The following is a 17,736-nucleotide window of genomic DNA, read 5'->3' as shown; positions in this document are numbered from 1 at the left end:
TAAAACTGTAATATTTGCCAGAAAAGCAAAAGCTGTTTTGGGAGGAAGGAAAAATGAGTGAGAAAAAAAACATCAGTAAAAAGGAGCTCCGAAGAAGAAAGCGGAAGCGTGCGCTGATGATCAAAACAGGAATTCTATGTGTTCTGCTTGTCATCTTCGGCATTGGAATCTGGGCTTTGGCCGGAGGAACAGAAAAAATCCAGCAGAAAGCACAGGAAAAAGAGGATCAGAAAACAGCAGAGGTGGACGGTTCCGTATCGTCGGACAGCACGGGAAGTGCTGAAGCGCCGACAACGAAAGCACAGATTATGGCGGAAGCCGATGCACTTGCGCAGACATACGATTACGATGGAGCCATTGAAAAGCTCCAGAGCGTAGAGGGCGCAGCGACCGACGCGGATATCATCACAAAAGTAGCAGAGTACACCAGCACGAGAGATGCCTGTGTGCGCGTCAACGTCAACGAAGTAACCCACATTTTCTATCATTCTCTTGTAGTCGATCCGCAGAAAGCGTTCTATCAGGACAACGCACAGACCGCAGGCTTCTGCCAGTGGATGACCACCGTGGATGAGTTCAACGCGATCACCCAGCAGATGTACGACAGAGGATATGTCATGGTTTCGATCAACGATCTCGTGAAAAAGACCGTAGATGATGACGGAACCGTTCATTACGAGGAAGGGGACATTTACCTGCCGGAGGGCAAGAAAGCATTCGTTCTTTCTCTGGATGACCTTTCCTATTACCACTCTTACGACGGACGCGGCATTGCCAGCAAGATGGTAGTCGGCGACGACGGAAAACCGACCTGCGAATACATTCAGGATGACGGAACTGTTGTGACCGGTGCTTACGACTGCATCCCGCTGATGGATCAGTTTATCGAAGCGCATCCGGATGCCGTATACCACAATGCGCGCGGAACCGTAGCACTGACCGGCTACGATGGAATCCTCGGATACCGCACCGACGGTGATTACAAGACGAGAGAAGATCTGACGGATGATCAGGTAGCATGGCTTGATGCACACCCGGATTTCGACTGGGATAAAGAGTGCGAGGAGGCGAAAAAAGTAGCCGATGCGATCAAAGCAGACGGCTGGACATTCGCAAGCCATACCTGGGGCCATATCCGTGTCGGCGACAAACCGATCGAGACGATCCAGGCGGATACCGAGAAATGGCTGACGTATGTTGCACCGCTCATCGGCGGAAGCGATATCATCATCTTTGCACATGGACAGGATCTTTCCGACTGGCACGATTACACGATGGACAATGAGAAGTTTGCTTACTTAAAGAGTCAGGGCTTCAACATTTACTGCAACGTAGATTCCTCCCAGTATTTCGTTCAGGTAAGAGACAATTACCTGCGTATGGGACGAAGAAACCTGGATGGATACCGTCTGTACCAGAACCTCTACGGAGGCGGCGAGGACAGAACAAGCGATCTGTTTGATTCTGCCTCTGTTATTGATCCGCAGCGGCCGACAGATCCATCTCTTTACAATTTAGGTTAAAGAATTTTGAAAATGAAAAAGATCTCACAGAACTTTCTATTATTTATAGAAGAAAGTCTGTGGGATCTTTTTTTCAGCAGGGCGAACCGTTTACAGATATTTTTCTACGAGCGGAAACGGCAGAGGCCCGAGACGGAGCAGTTTTTCATGGAAACCGATCAATGAGAATGAGTCACCTTCCTGTTCCTGCACTTCCGAGAGGAGCTGTGAAAACGAGAGCGATCCGACACAGTATTTCAGATAGTTCGCCGGTGTCTCGAGAATATACTGATATAAAGAGGCAGCGGCCGACACATCCGTGATGCCGAACTGCGCCAGAAAGGCTGACGCATCCGAGAAGAGCCATCCCTGGCTGTGGATTCCGAGATCCAGCAGCGAGCAGAGGGTAAGATGCACCGAGCGGTTCAGATACCAGAGACGGCAGAGCGCCTGCGAGTTTGCATCGAGATTACGTGCGGCGTAGCGGCAGGCATATGATTCAACGTAGGTTGCCCATCCTTCCACATAACCCGACGGCGCGTAGAGATGGCGGATCAGAAGCGGGTCGGAGCGCGAGAACGAGACGGTCTGGTACAGATGGCCGGGAAAGCCCTCGTGGGCAAGTGTGGAATACAGCTCGATGCCGGTCATCTCATCCGCGGGATTCAGGTAAATGGAGTTGGGTGAATTGACATCGGCGGGCGGTGTGAGATAAAAGGCGGGGCTTAAAAAATCCTTGAGGGAGTCATCCACGGTCTTTACTTCGTATGCGATACCCGAAAGAACGGGAAAATCTTCAGAAACGGCATTCTGCAGATCGGCAAGCATTTCCTCAGGCGTGGAGAACGGCAGCACGAGCGCCTGCTCGGAGAGGGAGAGCGACGGATTCTGATCGAGAATGATCTGCATTTCGGCACACTGGTCCGCAAGCTGCTGTGTTAAAAGGCGGGTCAGCTCCTCCGGTGAAGCATCAACACCGACGCGGCTGCGGAGAAGATACGCATAGTAGGAAAGTCCGCCTTCCTGCCGGGAAAGACCACCGGCGTTCTGTGTTCCTTTGCCGCGGAGTGAAGAAAGCGCATCGGAAAGAGAGCGGTAGGCGGGAAAAACACAGGAGGTAAGGAGTTTTTCATGCGTCTGCAGACAGAGATTCCTTTCCGCCTCAGAAAACAGTGAAGACGCCTGCAGTTTATTCTGAAAAACGGTGTGGAGCAGATGGCTTTCCGGTGTATCCGCGTCGGCGAGAAAAGCACTGCACTGGTGGATAATGCCATCGACCGCAAGGTCATTCTGAAACACGCCCTGCCGGGATTTTTCCTGTTCGAGTGCGATGAGGTCGGAGAAATAGCGCGGGAGATCCTGCAGAAGATGGAGGTAGTCGGCGATATCCTGCTGTGTGCGGAACGGGTATTCTGCGAGCAGAATGGGAAGCTGTGCCTGAATCCCGAGCGACGGACCGAGCGGTTCCGCAAGAAGGCTGGTGCTGCCCGGCATTTTCTCGCAGTCCAGCTCGTAGAGCAGAAGATCGAGCGTGATCTGATTTTCCGCGGAGAGGCGGTTGCGATGAAAGGATGTGAGCGTTGTTTCCACACTCTGCAGCAGGGCATCATACGAGGTGCGGTCAGGGATGGAAACCGTGCCGAACGAGGCGGTGCCGGGGGCAATTCCGCGGGAAGCCGGATCAGCGAGGGTATAGTGGAGCGTGATGGCAGAAGAGGTTACCTCGGAGTGGAACCGTTCCTCCACATACGCGGAAAACCGGCGGTTCTCACCAGGGGAAAAGAACGGGGAAAAATACCAGAACAGCAGGGCGAAAAGAAGTCCGCCGCACAGAAGCAGAGGGAACAGGATGCGGCGGTGCAGAGAAGCTGGTTTCATAGAATAGGCTCCGGTGCGGACAGTTATCATAAAGTATGTAAAAAATGCTGATTTTATGCGCTTTTTCCGTGGCCTTTCATTTGACTTTCCAAAACGGCTTTGCTATAATCAGTAACGAATGAAATAAGGGACTTTTCAGTGCAGAACGGATTTGAAAAAGAATCCGCGAAGGTAAAAGAGAATCAGGTGGAAATCCTGAGCGATCCGGTCACTGTAAGCAGGGAGTGTTAGCTGCAGAAATGCCATTGTGCGAAACGCATGAGAAGGCGCGGCTGCCGTGAAGATCTGCGAGTCAGGAAACCTGCTGGAAAGGTTAGTGAATCGCTTCCGATGAAAGCATATATTCATGGAAAGATGTACGAAGTAAAATCGGACATCTGCTTTTTTGTCGCCATGCGTCCGAAAAAGAGCTCCGGTGGAGAAACTCTTTTGCAGAAAAAGCAGATGTCTGTTTGTCTTTTCGCAGAAAAAATGTGTCCTCAAAAACAAGATTACTTGCAGGGAGACATCATTGACGGGGACAGGCACCGCCCAGCTGCCTGAAAAAGTCAGACGGAATCCGGAGCAGATGCGCGAAGGAGATCCGAAGAAAAGGAGAAGTTATGAAAGGAAATTCAAGCAAATTTCTGGCACTGCTGCTGTCGGCGTCCATGATCATGAGCCCGACTGCCAGCGTATTAGCAGATACGCAGGAAAAAGCAGCACAGACAGAAAGCAGCGCAGCCGCAGAGGAAGCGCCGCAGAGCGAAGAAACAGCAGAGACGGCAGAACCGGAAACAACACCGGCAGAAACCGAGAGCAGTGAAAGCACTGCAGAGACTCCGGCAGAAGAGCCGACGGAAACACCGGCCGCGCCTGCAGAGGATCAGACACCGGCAGGATCTGACGAGACCGAGACACCATCCGCAGATGAGGATGCTTCGGAAGATACTGCAGAGGACACTGCAAAAGACGGTGAAGAGACTGCCGATACCACAGAAAAAGAGCCGGAAGCAGCAGATGAGACTTCCCAAGATGCTGAAAAAGAAACACCGGCAAAAGAAGAAACCAAAGATGCTGTAAAAGAGAATACCAGTCCGGCGGCAGAACAGCCGAAAACGGAAGTAAAAGAAACAACCAAAAATGAGGCATCCAATACAGCCGAGGAGAAAGAAACAAAAGCAGCGGAAGCAGCAAAACCGGCAGATGGTGAGTATGAGACTTCTGCAGAAGCAACCGGAAGCATGTTCCGTGTGATTTCTTCCAGACTCATCGTAAAAGATGGAAAACTGAAAGCATCCATTCTGCTGAGTGGAACCGGCTATGATTACCTGTATATGGGAACAGCAGCAGAAGCTGCCGCAGCAGATGAAAAGAGCTGGATTGCTCCGACAGGAAGCGAAACCTATACGGATACGAAGACTGGTGCAGAAAAGACCGGATATCGTTTTGAAATTCCGGTGGAAGAGCTTGACAAACAGATGGATGTTGCCGTTCGCTCAGCCAAGAAAAAAACATGGGCTGATAAAACCGTTACGATCCACAGCACCGATGCAATCCCGACGGTAACACCGGAACCAACCGAGACTCCAAGCGAAAATCCAGGTGAGGATTCCTCGAATAAGCCAGCCAGTGTAGAAGCACCGGTTACCAAAGAGGACGGCAGCGTATTCAAAATGTTCGTCATCTCCGAGGCAACAATGATCAACAAGGGCGATAAACTCGTTCTTACACTGAAAACAAACAACGTATCATTTGATAAACTGTATCTTGGAAAGAACGATGACCTTGCAAAAACACCGGCTATCCAGGGAATGCAGGAAGCAAACGGCGGTTATTCCTTTACATTTGAAGTAGATGCGGACAAAGCCGGCACAACCGTTCCGATCGTTCTTGGAAAGAAAGACGGAACCTGGTACACCAAACAGCAGCTTTATCTTGCAGTTCCGGGAAGCAAAACACCGGAAGTAACTCCGATACCGGAGCCGACCGAGACTCCGGTCCCGACTGCAACCCCGACTCCGAGTGAGACTCCGGTTCCAACCGCAACTCCAACTCCGGAACCGGCGAAAGTAGAAAACGGTATCTACAGCGGAACCGCGGAGACCGGCGCAGCTATGTTCAAAGTAGTCGGCGTAGAGCTGACCGTAAAAGACGGCGACATGAAAGCACGCATCACGTTAAGTGGTGTTGCCTACGATTATCTGTACATGGGAACACCGGAAGAGGCAGCTGCCACAGACAAGAGTGCATGGATTGCAGGCGTCGGCACCGTTGATTACACAACAGCAGACGGCGAGACGAAAACAGGAATGCAGTATGATATTCCGGTAGCAGCACTCGATCAGGCACTTGTTGTTTCTTCCCATTCTGCAAAACGGGATAAATGGTATGCAAGAACCATTACTATTGCATCTTCCAGTCTGAAAAAGACCGCAGATCTTCCGGCAGATGAGACCAATAAAGTAGCAGATGGTATTTACAGTGCAGAGGCAACAACTAATGCAGCAATGTTCAAGGTAGTCGGCGTAAAACTGACCGCGAAAAACGGAAAAATGACAGCAGTTATCACCTTAAGCGGAAGCGGCTATGATTATCTGTATATGGGAACCGGAAAAGATGCGGCAGCAGAGAGCGGCGCATGGATCGCTTCCACCGGAAAAGTGGACTACACCTTAGACGGTGAAACCAAAACCGGAATGCAGTTTGAAATCCCGGTAGAGGCACTTGATCAGGAATTTGCTGTAGCAGCTCATGCAGTAAAGAGCGGCAAATGGTACGACAGAGCCATCACGATTGCATCTTCCAGCCTGAAAAAGACCGGAGACCTTCCGTCGGATGACAACAAGGGCGATACTCCGAAACCAACCCTCGTTCCGACCAATATCCCAACCGTATCTCCATCTGAGACACCGGTTGTAAAACCCACCAGCACCCCGACTCCGGCACCGACCCAGAAACCGGCAGATACCAAACCGGAGCAGGAATCCAAATATGAGTCTGACTTAAGCGGCGGCACATCCAAAGTAGACAGTGCAACCACACTGGCAGACGGCGTTTACACACCAGACGGATTCTCCTTCTCCGGCGGATCCGGAAAGGTAACCATCTCCTGCAGCAAGATTACTGTAACGAACGGACAGGCTTATGCAACGATCGCATTCAGCAGTCCGTACTACGGATATGTAAAAGCAAACGGAAATAAATACATGGCAAATGTCAGCGGCGGAAGCAGCATCTTCACCATTCCGGTTGAGCTGAATAAGAACAATACCATCATCGGTATGACCACCAGAATGTCCGTTGCCCATGAGATTTCCTACAACATCTTCATCTCCCTGGCAGCAGCAAAGAAGGGCGGCAGCACTTCTTCCAGCACAGGATTTGTAAAAGCAGACGGAACAATCTCCACGATCAGCACCGATAACTCCAAGCTGGATACCACCGCTCCAGAGATCATGGGACTGGAATACAAAGCAGAGACAAAACTTGCTTACGCAGAGTACTTCAAGATGTATCATTACGACGAAGGCATCACCCTGCTGGAGATCGATATGACAAAAGATACCGAGCGTGATCCGGAGAAACAGAACGAGGACGACAAGAAAGCAGAAGATACCGATACCGCAGCAGCGGAGGATACCGCAGCAGCAACCGACGAGGAAGAAGCGGCAGCAGCATCCGATTCCAAAAAGACCAGCACTGAGAAAGCGAAAGATCTGACCGAAAAGACAAAAGAGCTGTACGAAGGCAATGTTGTCAAATATCTGATCGTTCCGAAAGATGTTGAGATTCCGGCAGGACTGGACAAAGATATGATCGTGATCCAGCTTCCGGTTGAGAAAACATACGTAGCATCTGAGGATGCCCTGAAACTTCTCGATGAGCAGTTAGACGCAGCAGAGAGCATCAAAGCAGTCGGCATGGAGCAGAAAGACTGCCAGATCGAAAACATTGCAAAAGCAATGGAAGACAAAAAAATCTCCTTCGACGGAGCATTCGATGATCTGGACTACAAAGCTCTGGTAAAAGACGAAATCGACTTTGCAATTCTTCCGTCTGAGTTCCTTCCGGGAAATGCAAAAGATGAGGAAGATGCTGATGCAGCCGACGAGACCGCAGATACCAAAGCTGAGGATCAGAAGGACGATAAAGACGATAAGACAACGGATGAGAAAGCAGACGAAGACAAGACTCCGGAAGAACTTCTGAAAGAGGAAAATGAGCGTCTGTCCGACACCGCAGAGCGTCTGGCAACCCTGACCATTCCGATGCTGGTTGACCGTTCCGCAGACGAGAAGACCGATCTTGCGAAAGCAGAGTGGCTGAAAGTCTACGGCGTGATCTTCGGATGCGAGGATCAGGCAAACGAGCTGTTCCAGCAGATGGTAAAGGCAGAAGAGAATAAATAAGTACAATAATTTGCAGCAAAAAATGAGAAAGGGCTGCTGCCGTATGGCAGCGGCTTTTTCTTTCAGAAAGGAATATCAAATGACAGGAAAAAACGAAAGAAAGCTGAAAAAATGGGCCGCACTTTTTCTTGCAGCAGCGATGTCACTGACGGCCTGCGGCAGCACCGCATCAACGGGAAGCAGCACATCGTCCGCGTCGGGCACTTCGACAGTTTCTGAGAGCAGCACATCCACAGCATCCGCAGCAGACGTTTCCGAAAGCCAGACGGAGAGCACATCCGTCTCGGAAAGTACGGCTGAAAGTGAAAGCACCTCCGAAGCCACTGCTGAGAGCAGCACCTCCGGGAGTGATACCGCATCCGCGGATGGTTTCGCAACGACAGACGATGTCAGCGACGCACCGGACATCACCGGAATCACCATCGAGAGCAAGATGGTCCTGAATTACGCCGAGTGCTTTAACGTATACTACTGCACAGACGGCTATAAACTGATCGATGTCAAAGACGGCGCGCAGTATCTGCTCGTCCCGGACGGAAAAGAGGCGCCGGATGACCTCGATTCCGACGTAATTGTAATCCATCAGCCGCTGGAACGCATCTACATGGCAGCAACCTCTCCGATGGCGCTGTTCGATGCCATCGACTCCCTCGATACGATTCGTCTCTCCGGTGAAACCGCAGACAACTGGTACGTACAGGATGCCGTTGACGCGATGAATGCCGGAACGATGATCTTCGCCGGAAAATACAGTGAGCCGGATTACGAACTTCTGGTCAGTGAGAACTGTGATCTGGCCATTGAATCCACGATGATCCTCCATTCCCCGAAGGTACAGGAGATGATCGAGATGCTCGATATTCCGGTCTTCATCGACCGTTCCAGCTACGAATCCCAGCCTCTTGGCAGAACCGAATGGATCAAACTCTACGGTGCCATGCTGGACAAAGAGGAGGAGGCAGCCGACTTCTTTGCAAATCAGGCAAGTGTTGTGGAAAATCTGAAGGATTTCCAGAATACCGAAAAAACGGTCGCTTTCTTCTATATTAATACGAGCGGAGCTGCCGTTGTGCGGAACCCGGAGGACTATATTTCCAACATGATCGAGCTTGGCGGTGCGCGCAACGCCTTCCGTGATCTCCAGGACGACAGCGGAAAAACATCCGTGCCGATCACGATGGAGCAGTTCTACGATACGGCCGAAGATGCGGACTACCTGATCTACAACGCAAGCATCGATTCCACCGTCAAAACCCTGGACGACCTGCTGGCAAAGGATTCCATGTTTGCCGATTACAAAGCAGTCAAAGAGGGCAACGTCTGGACAACCGAGAAATCCATGTATCAGGCAACCGATAAAATTGCACAGTTTACCAACGACATTAACCTTCTGGTAACGGGCGGCGATCCGGATCAGATGGTATTCTTAAGAAAATTATCCTGATGGAGGAACGTATGTCAGAGAAAAAAAATATGACAGGAAAAGAGAACAGTTTCCATATGGAAAACTTCCGGCGCCGTTCGCGGTATGCCGCTGTGTTCCTGGTGCTGATTCTGGCGTTCGCCGCCATCACCGTGCTGAATATCAATTCCGGAAACGTAAATATTTCGATTCCGGAAATTTTCCGGATTCTGCTGCGGCGGACCGGAGAGGGGAAAGCGTACAATATTATCTGGAAAATCCGCCTTCCGCGTATTCTGATGGCGGCAATCCTAGGCGGTGCTCTGTCCCTGTCGGGCTTCCTTTTACAGACTTTCTTTGAAAACCCGATTGCCGGTCCGTTTGTTCTTGGAATTTCCTCGGGAGCCAAAATGGTCGTGGCGCTGACCATGATCTTTTATCTGGAGCGGGCGCGCAATATCACATCTTACACGATGATTGTTGCAGCATTCTTAGGATCCCTTCTCTCCGTCAGCTTCATTCTGCTGATGTCCCGGCGGATCAAAAATATGGCAGGACTTCTCGTCGGCGGTATTATGATCGGTTACATCTGCTCGGCGGTCACGGATTTTGTTGTCACCTTCGCGGAGGATTCCGATATCGTCAACCTCCACGGCTGGTCACAGGGAAGCTTCTCCGGCATGAGCTGGAGCAACGTAGCGATCTCTGCGGCTGTGATCGGCATCACCTTTGTCATCACGTTCCTGATGGCAAAACCGATCGGTGCATATCAGCTCGGTGAGGCGTATGCGCAGAGCATGGGTGTCAACATCAAAGTATTCCGCATCGCGCTGATTCTGCTTTCGAGTATTCTCTCCGCATGCGTCACCGCATTTGCCGGTCCGATTTCGTTTGTCGGCATTGCCGTCCCGTTCCTCGTTAAACAGAGCCTCGGCACATCGCGTCCGCTCGTCGTAATCCCGGGAACGTTCCTCGGCGGAGCCGTCTTCTGTATGATGTGCGACCTGATCGCGCGTATGGCGTTTGCACCGCTGGAGCTGTCCATCAGTACGGTCACATCGATCTTTGGTGCGCCGGTCGTCATTTTCATGATGCTGCGCCGGAAAAGGGGGTAAGAGAATATGAATGAATATTATTTTCATCTGGACCACCTGACGGTCGGCTATGATAAGAAGCCGCTGATCAAAGATATCTGCATCGGCATCGAAAAAGGCGAGATCGTTACGCTGATCGGACCGAACGGTTCCGGTAAATCAACGATTCTGAAAAGCATCACCCGCCAGTTAAAGCTGGTCGGCGGAAATGTGGAGTTTGACGGGAAAAACCTGCATGAGCTTTCGTTCCGCGAGTTGTCCACGAAGATGGCTGTTGTGCTGACGGAGCGCATGAAGCCGGAGCTGATGACCTGCCACGATATCGTGGCAACGGGCCGCTATCCGTACACCGGACGGCTCGGCATGCTGACCCGCGAGGATGAGGAGAAGGTCGAGAAGGCGATGCGCGCCGTTCATGCCGAAGAGCTCGGCGGCCGCGATTTCAACGCCATCAGCGACGGCCAGCGCCAGAGAGTGCTTCTTGCGCGTGCGATCTGTCAGGAGCCGGAGGTCATCATCCTCGACGAGCCAACTTCTTTCCTCGATATCCGCCACAAGCTGGAACTGCTCGCGATTCTGCGCCGCATGGCAAAGGAGAAGGGCATCACCGTCATCATGTCGCTGCATGAGATCGATCTGGCACAGAAAATTTCAGATAAGATCATCTGCGTCAAGGGCGATGCTATTTCCCATTTCGGCGCACCGGAGACAATTTTCCGCGAGGATATCATCCGCGAACTGTACGAGATTGACAATGGTTCGTTTGACCCGTGCTTCGGAAGCATCGAGCTGCCGCGGCCGGAGGGAACACCGCGCGTCTTTGTCCTCGCAGGCGGCGGAACGGGAATCCTGGTGTTCCGGAAACTGCAGAAGGAAAATGTCCCGTTTGCGGCAGGCGTCCTGTATACGAACGATATCGATTACCAGCTCGCCCGCATTCTGGCGATGGAGACGGTAACCGAAGCACCGTTCCAGGAGATCAGCGACGAGGCATTTGCCCGCGCCTGCGAGCTGATGAAGAGCTGTGAACGTGTCATCGACACCGGCGTCCCGGTGGGCATGTGCAACCGCCGGATCGAAGAGCTGAGGGCAGAAGCAAAGCGGCTTGGAAAGCTGGCAGAGTAAAACAAAGAAAAATCCAATCAAAATCTCCTGTCTGGGAACGAAACAATCGTTTTCCGAACAGGAGATTTTCTTTTTGCAGCCATTGTAAAAACAGCAAAAGAACACGAAAAATGTAATATTAAATTGTACGAAAAATTCACACAATTCAAGTCAAAAACCAACAGAGATTGACACTTAAAAAGTCAAGTGCTTTATAAAATCTTTTGGCGAAATAACGGTTTTCTCTGTTATGACCAAAACACGCGTTCTGATTTCGCAAGATTTAAACACATGCTTTCCACACCGTTTTTCGTGGATAATGTGGATAACTCGGTGTATAACTTGTTTTTAGGCATGTTTTCGGTGGTTAACTATGTGGATAACTTGTGGACGGGATGTTTATAAAATTGGCCCGTGTGGAAAAAACCCGGTTTCTTTGTGCAATTTCGACAAAAGAGGTTTTAAAGTTTTATACGACTGATATGAAAGGTTTTTCAGATTTCAGAAACTACGGAAAAACAGAAAAAAGCAGGCAGTTCTCCGTACAATACGAAGAATGCCTGCTTTTGCTGTATTCTATTCGAAAGAAGCCATCAGTGGCTGATCAGATATTTCTCTACCGAAGTCACACAGTTCGCGCCGTCGGCGGCTGCCGTGATGATCTGACGGAGCTGCTTCGTGCGGACATCGCCTGCGGCGAACACGCCCGGCACGCTCGTCACACCGTCTTCGCCGGCTTTGATGTAGCCAGCCTCATCGGTTTCTACGGTGCCTGCGATCAGTGCGGAGACCGGAACGATACCGACGGCAATAAACACGCCGTCTACCGTGATCATACCGGCTTCTCCTGCCTTTTTGTTCGTTACCTTCACGCCGGACACCATCTCGTTTCCCTCGATGGAATCCACAACCGTATCCCACACCATTTCCACATTCGGCAGTGCCAGCAGTGCATCCTGGAGAACACCGGCTGCCCGCAGTTCATCGCGGCGGTGGATCACGTAAACCTTTTTGCACGTTCTGGCAAGGAAAATCGCATCCTCCACGGCGACATCGCCGCCGCCGATAACGGCAACGGTTTTGTCTTTGAAAAATGCGCCGTCACACGTTGCACAGTAAGAGACGCCCATGCCGGAGAGTTCCTTTTCACCAGGTACATTTAACGCGCGGTGCTCCGCACCGGTTGCAAGAATGACCGTTCTGGCATGATACTCATTTTTTCTCGTGCGGACAATCTTGATCTCTTCGTCAAGAACAAGCTCCTTCACACGCTCGCGGGAAAATTCCGCGCCCATTTTTTCAGCGTGTGCGCGCAGCGTGCTTCCGAGATCCATGCCGCTGATGCCCGGAAGGCCGGGATAGTTGTCTACTTCATAGGTATTCAGCACCTGGCCGCCGCTTGCAAAGTTTGCCTCAATCGTAAGAGAGGAGAGCTTTGCGCGTTTCGCATAAATCGCGGCAGAAAGACCCGCCGGGCCGGAGCCGATGATGATAACGTCGTATAAGTTTTCCATAAAAATCCTCGTTTTCGTCTGTAGTAAGCTGCCATGCAGCCATTTTTCTGAAAGTATCGTTACGGAGCCGGTGTTTCGGACGGTTCCTGACTGTCGGAAACGGAAGATGAATCTTCCGCGGAAGTTTTTTTGGCTTCTTCTTCCGGCGCTTCCGGCTGGTTGTGAACCACCTTGATGCTGCGTACCAGCTTCAGATCGTTGTCGATGCCGATTTCAGTGTAGTCCAGCTTTTCGTCATCACTATAGAATGTGTAGAGTGTCAGGTTACTATCCTCTTTTTCCGTTTTTTCTGATTTGGCATCCCCTGCCTTCGCCAGAAAATCGCTCTCGGAAGTGCCGAGCGTGATGCCGTTTGTGATTGAAATCGGAATCTTTGTCGTATCGAGATCGCCGTACAGCGAAGTAACAAAACAGTTGCGCACTGTCGTCGCCTCCGCGCCGTAATTATGTACGGTGCAGTAAAGCTTCTGACCGCCCTTTTCCAGCGTGACGTAGCCGTATTTTCCGTTTAAAACGGCCGTATCGGACTCTTTCGTATTGACGGTCCAGTCGTGGTCCAGAAGTTCACTGACCGGAACGGGAAGATGATAGAGTACATCGTCAAAGCGGACGGTCCAGTCGTTGATTTCAATGCTGTCGGCTTCCGGTGCCTGGTAGGCCTCCACTTCCGGTGTTGTGGCATCGCTGACACCATCGAGCGCTTCTGCATCAGCCGTGGTCGTAAAGTTCTGCATATCGAGGGAATACAGAATTCCCGTTTTGTTATCGAAGCCGAGCGTGATCGTCTGGTACAGCCCGTACTCATACGTGAACTGCACAGAGGTATCGGTCTCATAACGGTCCTTTGGCGCACCGTAGATGCTTTCCGCATCCTCCATCAGCGACTGCTGCAGAGTGACGCCGTTCGGCAGGCCGACATAGATATTCTGGCCCTCAGCGGTCGAGGTGTCGATGTGAATGCCTCCGATCAGGCATTCCGCCACTGGCTTTGCCGTGGTATCCGGATTGGCAATATCGACGGTAATCTGGTTTCCGTCCTTTTCAAAACTTTCGCCCTCTGAGAAGGATTCCGGCTGGATTTCCTTCGTGTCGTCGCCGCTGTAGACCCAGCCAAGCGCTGTAAAATCCGCGTAGGATTCCGGAATTTCGTATGTATCGCCCCAGATGGCAAGCTGAAAACTGTTCAGGTTCTTCGAGAGATCCACATCGTATTCCGGAATCTCATCGGAATCGCCGGAGGCCGCCAGATTGTCTTCGGGGTCGTCATCGTCGGTACTCTGACTGATGGTTGTGATCGGAATCGTTTCTGTTTTCTTTCCGCAGCCGCTCGTTCCCACGAGGAAAGCGGCAAATACTGCTGTTAAAACCCAACGGTATTTTTTCATCAAAACCTCCTCATAATAAATGGTTAAAAATATTTGAAAGTTACTTCATGTAGGTAACGATATCAGTTCCCCCTATTCTATCACATTCCGCTTCGTTTTCCAATGTCTGAAGCGGATTTGAGAAAAATGGTTTTTCAAACGCGCGGTACGGAATACATATTTAGTAAGGAACTGGAAAGGGCAGAAGTCTGGGAGGAGGCTGTGTATGCGTTTTACAAAAATGCAGGGCTGCGGAAATGATTATATCTATGTAAATGCCATGGAGGAGCGGGTGGAGAGTCCGGGACGGCTGGCAAAAGCGGTAAGTGACCGCCATTTCGGCATCGGCGCGGACGGGCTGATTCTGATCGGGGCATCCAAAACAGCAGATTTTTCGATGGAAATGTACAACGCCGACGGCTCGAAGGGCGCGATGTGCGGCAACGGCATCCGCTGTGTGGGAAAATACGTGTACGAGCATGGGCTGACGAGAAAAACGACGCTGACTATCGAAACCGGCAGCGGAAACCGTGTGATTCATCTGCAGACGGGGGAGAATCTGAATGAGATCTGTCAGGTGACAGTGGAGATGGGAACGCCGGAATTCCGCGCCGCACAGATCCCCGTTGTTTCTCTGGGGGAATATGTGCTGGAGCATAAAATTACCGTGTGCGGGGAAAATTATACGATGACCTGCCTTTCGATGGGAAATCCGCATGCGGTGATTCCGGTGGAAGATGTGGAAAAAATATCCATTGCAAAGACCGGTTCCGCTTTTGAACACCTTTCCTGCTTCCCGGACCGTATCAATACAGAGTTTATCCAGACTTTAGATCAACACACAATAAAAATGAGAGTCTGGGAACGTGGGAGCGGTGAAACGCTGTCCTGCGGAACGGGAGCGTGTGCGGCAGCCGTCGCGGCGATGCTTTCCGGCTGTGTTTCGGAGGGAGAAACTGCCGTAGAACTGCGCGGCGGCAGGCTTTTCGTTACATGGGACCGGACGAAAAATAAGGTCCTTCTGACCGGCCCGGCCGAGACCGTTTTTGAAGGAACGCTTGCAGAACGAATTTGAAAAATGCAGATTTCTGTCTGCACGAAAGAGCAGTATGCAATATTCTGAAAATAAAAACTTACAGGAAATGCCTTTTCTTTTCAAAAGAAACATGCTACAATATGTGGTGCCCGCTACAAGAAAAGGGTGGGGGACACACAAGATATAGTGTTTGATTTGGAGGACACCACAATGGTTTATATTATCAAAAAGGACGGCACCAAAGAAGAATTCGACGCGCAGAAGATCGTTCGTGCCGTAAATAAATCCGCACAGAGAATCCTGTATACCTTCTCACAGCAGGAGATTGACTTTATCTGTAAGTTCGCAACCGAGCACGTATATTCCCTTGGAAAGACCGAAATTCCGATCAGCGATATGCACAATATCGTGGAGGGAGCACTCGAAAAAGTAAACCCGGCTGTGGCAAAAAGCTACCGCGATTACCGCAATTACAAAACTGATTTTATCCATATGATGGACGAGGTCTACACGAAGAGCCAGTCCATCCGCTACATCGGCGACAAGAGCAATGCCAACACCGACAGCGCCCTCGTTGCAACGAAGCGAAGCCTGATTTTCAACGAGCTGAACAAAGAGCTGTACCGCAAGTTCTTCATGAACCGCAACGAGCTGCAGGCCTGTAAGGACGGCTACATCTACATCCACGACCAGTCCGCACGTCTCGATACCATGAACTGCTGTCTGTTCGATGTCGGAAACGTTTTAAAAGGCGGCTTCGAGATGGGAAATGTCTGGTACAACGAGCCGAAGACACTTGACACCGCATTTGATGTCATGGGTGATATCGTCCTCAGCACCGCTGCACAGCAGTACGGCGGCTTTACCGTGCCGGAGGTGGACAAGATCCTTGCTCCGTACGCACAGAAGAGCTATGATTACTACGTAAAAGAGTTCCTGAAATATACCGACGCATCCTGGGAGGGTGCACAGGAGAAAGCCATCGAGTATGCGATCGACAAAGTAAGAAGAGAGTGCGATCAGGGATGGCAGGGAATTGAGTATAAACTGAACACTGTTGGATCTTCCCGCGGTGATTATCCGTTCGTTACCGTGACCCTCGGCCTTGGAACGAGCATGTTCGAGAAGATGATTTCCATCTCCCTTCTCGAGGTCCACAAAAACGGACAGGGCAAGAAAGGCCACAAAAAGCCGGTGCTCTTCCCGAAAATCGTCTTCTTATATGACAAGGCAATTCACAGAGAGGGCGGCATCGCAGAAGATGTCTTCGAGGCAGGACTTGACTGTTCTTCCAAGACGATGTATCCGGACTGGCTGTCGATGAGCGGCGAGGGCTACATCGCCGAGATGTACAAGAAATACAAGAGAGTCATCAGCCCGATGGGATGTCGTGCTTTCCTTAGCCCGTGGTACGAGCGCGGAGGCATGGAGCCGGCAGATGAGAACGACAAACCGGTCTTTGTCGGACGTTTCAACATCGGAGCCGTTTCCCTTCATCTTCCGATGATCCTGGCAAAATCCCGTTCCGAGAACCGCGATTTCCACGAAGTGCTCGACTTCTACCTCGAGATGATCCGCGATCTGCACAAACGGACCTACGATTACCTCGGCGAGATGCGTGCATCCACGAACCCGCTGGCTTACTGTGAGGGAGGTTTCTACGGCGGCCACTTAAAACCGTCCGACAAGATCCGCCCGCTGTTAAAGCCGATGACCGCATCGTTCGGTATCACGGCGCTGAACGAGCTGCAGGAGCTGTACAACGGAAAATCTCTTGTTGAGGACGGACAGTTCGCACTTGACACGCTGAAATATATCAACGACAAGGTTGCCGAGTTTAAGAAAGAGGACGGCATCCTCTATGCGATCTACGGCACACCGGCAGAATCCCTGTGCGGCCTGCAGATAGAGCAGTTCCGCAAACAGTACGGCATCGTCCGCAACGTTTCGGACCGCCCGTATGTGAGCAACAGTTTCCACTGCCACGTAACCGAGGACATCACCCCGATCCAGAAACAGGATCTCGAGGGACGTTTCTGGGAGCTCTGCAACGGCGGAAAAATCCAGTACGTGCGCTATCCGGTCGGCTACAACAAAGGCGCGATCAAGACACTGATCGAGCGTGCGATGGAGCTTGGCTACTACGAGGGCGTAAACCTGTCCCTGGCTTACTGCGATGACTGCGGCCACCAGGAACTCGACATGGATGTCTGCCCGGTCTGCGGTTCCAAGAACCTGACAAAGATCGACCGTATGAACGGCTATCTTTCCTACAGCCGTGTCCATGGCGACACACGTCTGAATGAAGCAAAGATGGCGGAAATTGCAGAGAGAAAATCGATGTAATCATTCATGAAATAATCAATGGAACAATCAATGGAATAATCAAAAGCCTCTGAGAAAAGTCCGGTGTGAATGTGACTTTCCTCAGAGGCTTTTTGGGTATTGTAT

Annotated in this window: 10 protein-coding genes and 1 riboswitch; of the genes, 7 read left to right on the top strand and 3 right to left on the bottom strand. The window is 51.1% G+C overall.

The annotated features are described in order from the left end of the window. Positions 1-53 precede the first annotated feature (53 nt). Positions 54-1,523 carry a hypothetical protein gene (locus DXD92_RS13900; protein ID WP_022461704.1) on the top strand — a complete coding sequence of 490 codons (1,470 nt, stop codon included), beginning with the start codon at positions 54-56 and terminating at the stop codon, positions 1,521-1,523. Positions 1,524-1,613: 90 nt separating this feature from the next. Here DXD92_RS13900 and DXD92_RS13895 read toward each other — a convergent pair whose 3' ends face one another. Continuing rightward, positions 1,614-3,380 carry a DUF885 domain-containing protein gene (locus DXD92_RS13895; protein WP_158581790.1) on the bottom strand — a complete coding sequence of 589 codons (1,767 nt, stop codon included), beginning with the start codon at positions 3,378-3,380 and terminating at the stop codon, positions 1,614-1,616. Between the two features lie 119 nt (positions 3,381-3,499). After that, positions 3,500-3,703: riboswitch (cobalamin riboswitch) on the top strand. 279 nt (positions 3,704-3,982) lie between these two features. Here DXD92_RS13895 and DXD92_RS13890 point away from each other — a divergent pair. The 4 genes from DXD92_RS13890 (at position 3,983) to DXD92_RS13875 (ending at position 11,392) form a co-directional block, all read left to right on the top strand. Then, positions 3,983-7,771 (top strand): hypothetical protein, encoded by a 3,789-nt coding sequence (locus tag DXD92_RS13890; RefSeq protein ID WP_117814352.1) that lies wholly within the window; start codon positions 3,983-3,985, stop codon positions 7,769-7,771. Positions 7,772-7,850: 79 nt separating this feature from the next. Then, positions 7,851-9,215 carry an ABC transporter substrate-binding protein gene (locus DXD92_RS13885; protein WP_243104910.1) on the top strand — a complete coding sequence of 455 codons (1,365 nt, stop codon included), beginning with the start codon at positions 7,851-7,853 and terminating at the stop codon, positions 9,213-9,215. Between the two features lie 11 nt (positions 9,216-9,226). Further along, positions 9,227-10,288, top strand: a complete 1,062-nt coding sequence (locus tag DXD92_RS13880; RefSeq protein WP_243001844.1) for a FecCD family ABC transporter permease — start codon at positions 9,227-9,229, stop codon at positions 10,286-10,288. Between the two features lie 6 nt (positions 10,289-10,294). Beyond that, positions 10,295-11,392, top strand: a complete 1,098-nt coding sequence (locus DXD92_RS13875; protein WP_118640763.1) for an ABC transporter ATP-binding protein — start codon at positions 10,295-10,297, stop codon at positions 11,390-11,392. A gap of 572 nt (positions 11,393-11,964) precedes the next feature. Here DXD92_RS13875 and trxB read toward each other — a convergent pair. Together trxB and DXD92_RS13865 are read right to left on the bottom strand one after the other, a co-directional pair. Continuing rightward, positions 11,965-12,885, bottom strand: a complete 921-nt coding sequence (gene trxB, locus DXD92_RS13870) for a thioredoxin-disulfide reductase (RefSeq protein WP_118601130.1) — start codon at positions 12,883-12,885, stop codon at positions 11,965-11,967. A gap of 59 nt (positions 12,886-12,944) precedes the next feature. Next, the gene (locus tag DXD92_RS13865) at positions 12,945-14,270 is read right to left on the bottom strand and encodes a hypothetical protein (RefSeq protein WP_118640761.1); all 1,326 of its coding nucleotides are present in this window, start codon (positions 14,268-14,270) and stop codon (positions 12,945-12,947) included. Between the two features lie 205 nt (positions 14,271-14,475). On the opposite strand from DXD92_RS13865, the gene dapF reads away from it, so the two are divergent. After that, complete coding sequence (gene dapF / locus DXD92_RS13860) at positions 14,476-15,324, top strand: diaminopimelate epimerase (RefSeq protein WP_022461696.1); 849 nt, start codon at positions 14,476-14,478, stop codon at positions 15,322-15,324. Between the two features lie 171 nt (positions 15,325-15,495). Then, positions 15,496-17,631 (top strand): anaerobic ribonucleoside-triphosphate reductase, encoded by a 2,136-nt coding sequence (nrdD, locus tag DXD92_RS13855; RefSeq protein ID WP_118640759.1) that lies wholly within the window; start codon positions 15,496-15,498, stop codon positions 17,629-17,631. Positions 17,632-17,736: the final 105 nt, after the last annotated feature.

Origin of the sequence: Blautia sp. TM10-2 (assembly GCF_003480845.1) — a bacterium.
Lineage (GTDB): Bacteria > Bacillota > Clostridia > Lachnospirales > Lachnospiraceae > Fusicatenibacter > Fusicatenibacter saccharivorans.
Note: the sequence above shows the minus strand (reverse complement) of the source record. Positions and strands in the feature narration are given on the sequence as shown.